Source organism: Erythrobacter sp., assembly GCF_038133525.1.
Classification (GTDB): domain Bacteria; phylum Pseudomonadota; class Alphaproteobacteria; order Sphingomonadales; family Sphingomonadaceae; genus Qipengyuania.
Window position 1 is genome coordinate 82814 of record NZ_JAYPTL010000004.1, and the last position, 4105, is coordinate 86918.

General features: G+C 64.3%; 2 protein-coding genes and 1 pseudogene. 1 reads left to right on the forward strand and 2 read right to left on the reverse strand.

Going from position 1 to position 4105, the window contains the following annotated elements; translation table 11 throughout:
* Both AAFM29_RS02060 and AAFM29_RS02065 read right to left on the reverse strand, forming a co-directional pair.
* On the reverse strand, positions 1-612 hold a 612-nt coding region (locus tag AAFM29_RS02060), incomplete at its 3' end, for a 3-deoxy-7-phosphoheptulonate synthase (RefSeq protein ID WP_341711163.1).
* Positions 613-733: 121 nt separating this feature from the next.
* Positions 734-3673: an insulinase family protein gene (locus tag AAFM29_RS02065; RefSeq protein WP_341711164.1), complete on the reverse strand. Its 2940-nt coding sequence runs from the start codon at positions 3671-3673 to the stop codon at positions 734-736.
* A 97-nt stretch (positions 3674-3770) separates the two neighbouring features.
* Between AAFM29_RS02065 and AAFM29_RS02070 the strand changes: the two are divergent.
* Positions 3771-4105 (forward strand): annotated as a pseudogene (locus AAFM29_RS02070) (NifU N-terminal domain-containing protein); the annotation flags it as partial.

Sequence of the window (4105 nt, forward strand, 5' to 3'; positions counted from 1 at the left end):
ATCGGCAACATCGCTGAACTTGTCCGCCCAGGGGCTGCGACCCACGAAATCGAGCGTCCACTGGTGGACCTGGCGCAGATTGGCATAGCCGCCATTGGCGAAGGCGCGCAGCAGGTTGAGCGTCGCCGCCGCCTGCGAATAGGCACGAACCATGCGCGCCGGATCGGGGATACGCTGTTCGGGATCGAATTCGATGCCGTTGATATTGTCGCCAAGGTAGCTTGGCAGCGTGACGTCACCCTGCGTTTCGGTTGGCGAACTGCGCGGCTTGGCGAACTGCCCGGCCATGCGCCCGACCTTCACCACCGGCTTCTTGCTGGCGAAGGTCATCACAACCGCCATCTGCAACAGCACACGGAAGGTGTCGCGAATGTTGTTGGGATGGAATTCGGCGAAGCTTTCGGCACAGTCGCCGCCCTGCAACAGGAAGGCCTTGCCCTCGGCCACTTCGGCGAGATCCGCCTTCAGCGCGCGCGCTTCGCCCGCAAAGACCAGCGGCGGGTGCGTCGCAAGGGTCGAGGTGGCTGCGTCGAGCGCCACCGCGTCCGGATATTCGGGCAAGTGCCTTGCCTCGAAACCCTGCCAGCTATCCGGTGCCCAATTCGTCGCCATTACCAATTCCAGTTGCGGTGCCACCATGGCACCAGAATGCCCGCCTACCGCAGACGAGCGGGCATTGTGGAGCAAGCAGCTTTTGCTTGGCTAGCGCAAAAAGCCGATTGCAGTGACCGGTTCAGCGACCGGCTTCGGACGGCGTGGCGACCCGCCTGGTCGCCAATTGCTGGCCTTCCGGGATAACCGCCAGTCGCCATCCCGCCTTCCCGCCGAAATACTTCTGCGCCAGCAATTGCATCCGTTCGGGCGTGGTCTCGGTCAGGTCGTTTAGCAGCGAACGGAGCAGGGCGATGCGCTTGGCATCCTGCGTCGATCCTTCGAGCTGGTACAACCAGAAGAGGTTCCCGGTCGAAACCCGGTTGATGTATTGCAGCAGCGGTTCGGTGACCCGCTTGAGCTCGTCCTCGCCCGGGGGCGTGGTGGCGAGATCGCGCGCGATCGTGTCGGCCGCTTCGAAGAATGCGGGGACGTCTTGCGGGCGAAGCTGGGCAAAGGCGCTGATCCGGCCGCCGCTGTTCACATCGGTGGGCCAGGAACTGTTCACCACGGGGGCATAGCTCGAACCAGCCCGTTCGCGCATCGCATCAAACAACCGGTTGTTGAACACTTGCGTAAGGATTTCGAGCTGGCGCGATTCAGGCAGGCCGTCGACGCCCGCGCCGCTGGGCCAGGCGATCACCGCCGCGGCCTGGTTGGCATCACCCTTGTGATATTCGACCACAGTTTCGCCCGGCTCGGGGAAGCCGAAGCTCGCATTCGCCACAGATTCCGATGCCGGTTCGCGCGGGGCGATGGCGCCGAAGGTCCTGCTCAACGCCGCGATACCCTCCTCGCGGTCGAAGTCGCCGAAAACCAGCACTTCGACCGGCCCCTGCCGCAGCAGCGGTTCCCACACCTTGCGGAAGCCTTCGGGCGTCGCCGCATCGAGCGCCGCCGGGTCGGGCGTGCGGAAACGCGGATCGCTGTCGCGCAGCAGGTATTCGAGGTCGCGGTTGATGATCCCTGCCGGGTTCGCGCCATAGGCACTGTAGGATAGCTTGGCCGCCGCCAGCGCGCGCTGCACCGGCGCAACGTCCCAGCGCGGCACCTGGAGCTTCGCCGCGAACAGGTAGAGCTGGTCCGCAAGATCCTGACGCCGCGTTTGCGCAAAGAATGTAAAATTGCCGTCGGTAATATCAAAATCAAAACCCATCCGCCTCCCGGTCGAAATGCGGTCGAGTTCTTCCTGGCCAAGCTCGCCCACGCCCGATCCGACCAGGGCCAACTGCCCAAGCGCCGCATAGGCCGCATCATTTGGCCCTATGGCGCGCCAACCCATGCCGAAGCGTACCTTTACCGAAACCCGGCCGGGTTCGGCGTCGTTGGCCCAAAGGATCGCGCGAACACCATTGGCAAAATCGACCCGCTCGATATCGAGCACGCCCAGCGCGCCTTGCCGGGCAATGGTGCCGGGCTCGCCCACCGGCGGGAGATCGGCAAAGGAGATTGCCTGTGCGGCAATTCGCGCGTCCGCGGCGGCCTCCACCGGCGCCGAAAGTGCGGCGCGCAGGTCCGCATCGCTCGCCTCATCCGCTTCGGGCGTCACATAGGCGGCGCGAATGACCGATCCGGCAAAGAGCTTGCGGGTGTGCTCCAGCAGCAGTTCAGGGGTCACCGTCTGCTTCATCGAGTTAAACACCGTCAGCACAGTTTCAGGCGCCGCAACCGCTTCGCGGATATCGACCGCATTGACGATGTCGTCGGCGAGCCGTGCGCCTGCCATTACCCTGCGCTGTTCCACCGAACTGGCGAAGGCCGCCTCGAATTCGGCCAGTTCACGATCGATTTCCTCGGTCGATGGCGGGTTTGCCATTGCGTCGGCGATGACCGCCCTGACGTCGGCAAGCGCACCCTTCCAGTCGCCGCTCAGCGGAGCGAATGCGACGAAGGTGGCGTCGGTCGAGCGGCTGACATCATCCTGTTGGACCTGCGCATAGAGGTAACTGCCCCCTGCTCGCGCCCGCGCCTCGAGACGGCGGTTGATCAGCGCCTGTGCCAGGCTGTCACGAAGGAGACCCTCGTTATAGGCGATGGTATCCTGCACCGGGCGCCAAGGGCGCATGATGGCATAGCTGAAGCTGCGCGGCAGGCCGGGTTCGACGATAGCCGCGACTTCGCCCACCGGGTTTACCGGATCGGCGCCGGCCGGAGCCGCAGGGTCACCGAAGTCCGGCGCCGGGCTCGCCGTACCCCTGCCCTTCCAGTCACCGAACCAGCGTTCCACCTCCGCCGCAAGTTGTGCGGGGTCGATGTCGCCGACCACGACGATCACGGTGTTTTCGGGCCGGTACCAGCGCTGGTAGAAGGCGCTGACCGACTTGCCGGTGGCCGCATTGAGCGTCGCCTCGGTGCCGATGGGAATACGCGTAGCCAAGCGCTGGCCCGAGAACAGGGTCTCTCGCGACCTGTCGGCCGCGCGCTGCTGGGGGCCGCCGCGCTCACGCTTTTCCGCAAGGACGATCGGCACTTCAGCCCGCACATTCGCATCGGACAGCACCGGCGCGCGCACCATGCCCGAAAGCAGCTTCATGCTTTCCGCCAGCTTTGCCGGGTCGACGTTGGGAAGATCGAGCTTGTAGGCGGTATGGGTGGGGCTGGTTTCGGCATTGGTATCGCTGCCAAAGGTCGCACCCAGCCGCTGCCAGGTCGGGATTGCAGCAGCCTGGCCGAGGTACTGGCTTTCGCGGAAGAGCAGGTGTTCGAGCAAATGCGCGTAGCCGAGCTCGTTCTCTTCCTCATACAGCGAACCCGCGTCGATCCTGACGCGGATGGAAACCTGGCCGGGCGGGACGCCGTTCTTGCGCACGGCATAGCGCACGCCGTTGGGCAACTTGCCGAAGACCCATTCTTCATCGCGCGGAACGTCGCTACCCTCGTAGATCCAGGGTGTCCCGCCTTCGGGCGTGGTGAATTGTGGTGTCGGGGGCGCTGGATCCTGTGCATGGGTAAGCTGCGCGGTCAGCAGTGCAATCGGAAGGATGAGCGCGAGACGCCGGACGGCGCGCGGGAGAATAGTCATGCGGGGGATATAGGGCGCCTTGAACTGAAGGGACAGTGAACATTGGACAAGCGCATCTTTGCTTGTCCCTCGTCCAACCCCTCCCTACATCGCCACCATGTTCATCGAGACCGAAACAACGCCCAATCCGGCGAGCCTCAAATTCCTGCCCGGCCGCGAGGTCATGAGTGCGGGAACACGCGAATTCGCCAGTCCCGAAGCGGCCGAAGCGAGCCCGCTGGCCCAGGCTATCTTTGACACCGGCGAAGTCACCAACGTCTTTTTCGGCAGCAATTTCATCAGCGTAACCATTGCCCCGGGCGCCAGCTGGACGGATTTCAAGCCGCAAGTGCTAGCGATCCTGCTCGATCATTTCGTCTCGGAAGCGCCCCTGTTCACGCCCGGCACCGCCGGTGGCATCGTGGTCCCCGGTGAAGAAGGTGACCTGCTGGT

Bases quoted from the DNA above. Each gene is read 5' to 3' on its own strand.
- AAFM29_RS02065 (WP_341711164.1), bottom strand. From the start codon at position 3,673: ATGACTATTCTCCCGCGCGCCGTCCGGCGTCTCGCGCTCATCCTTCCG.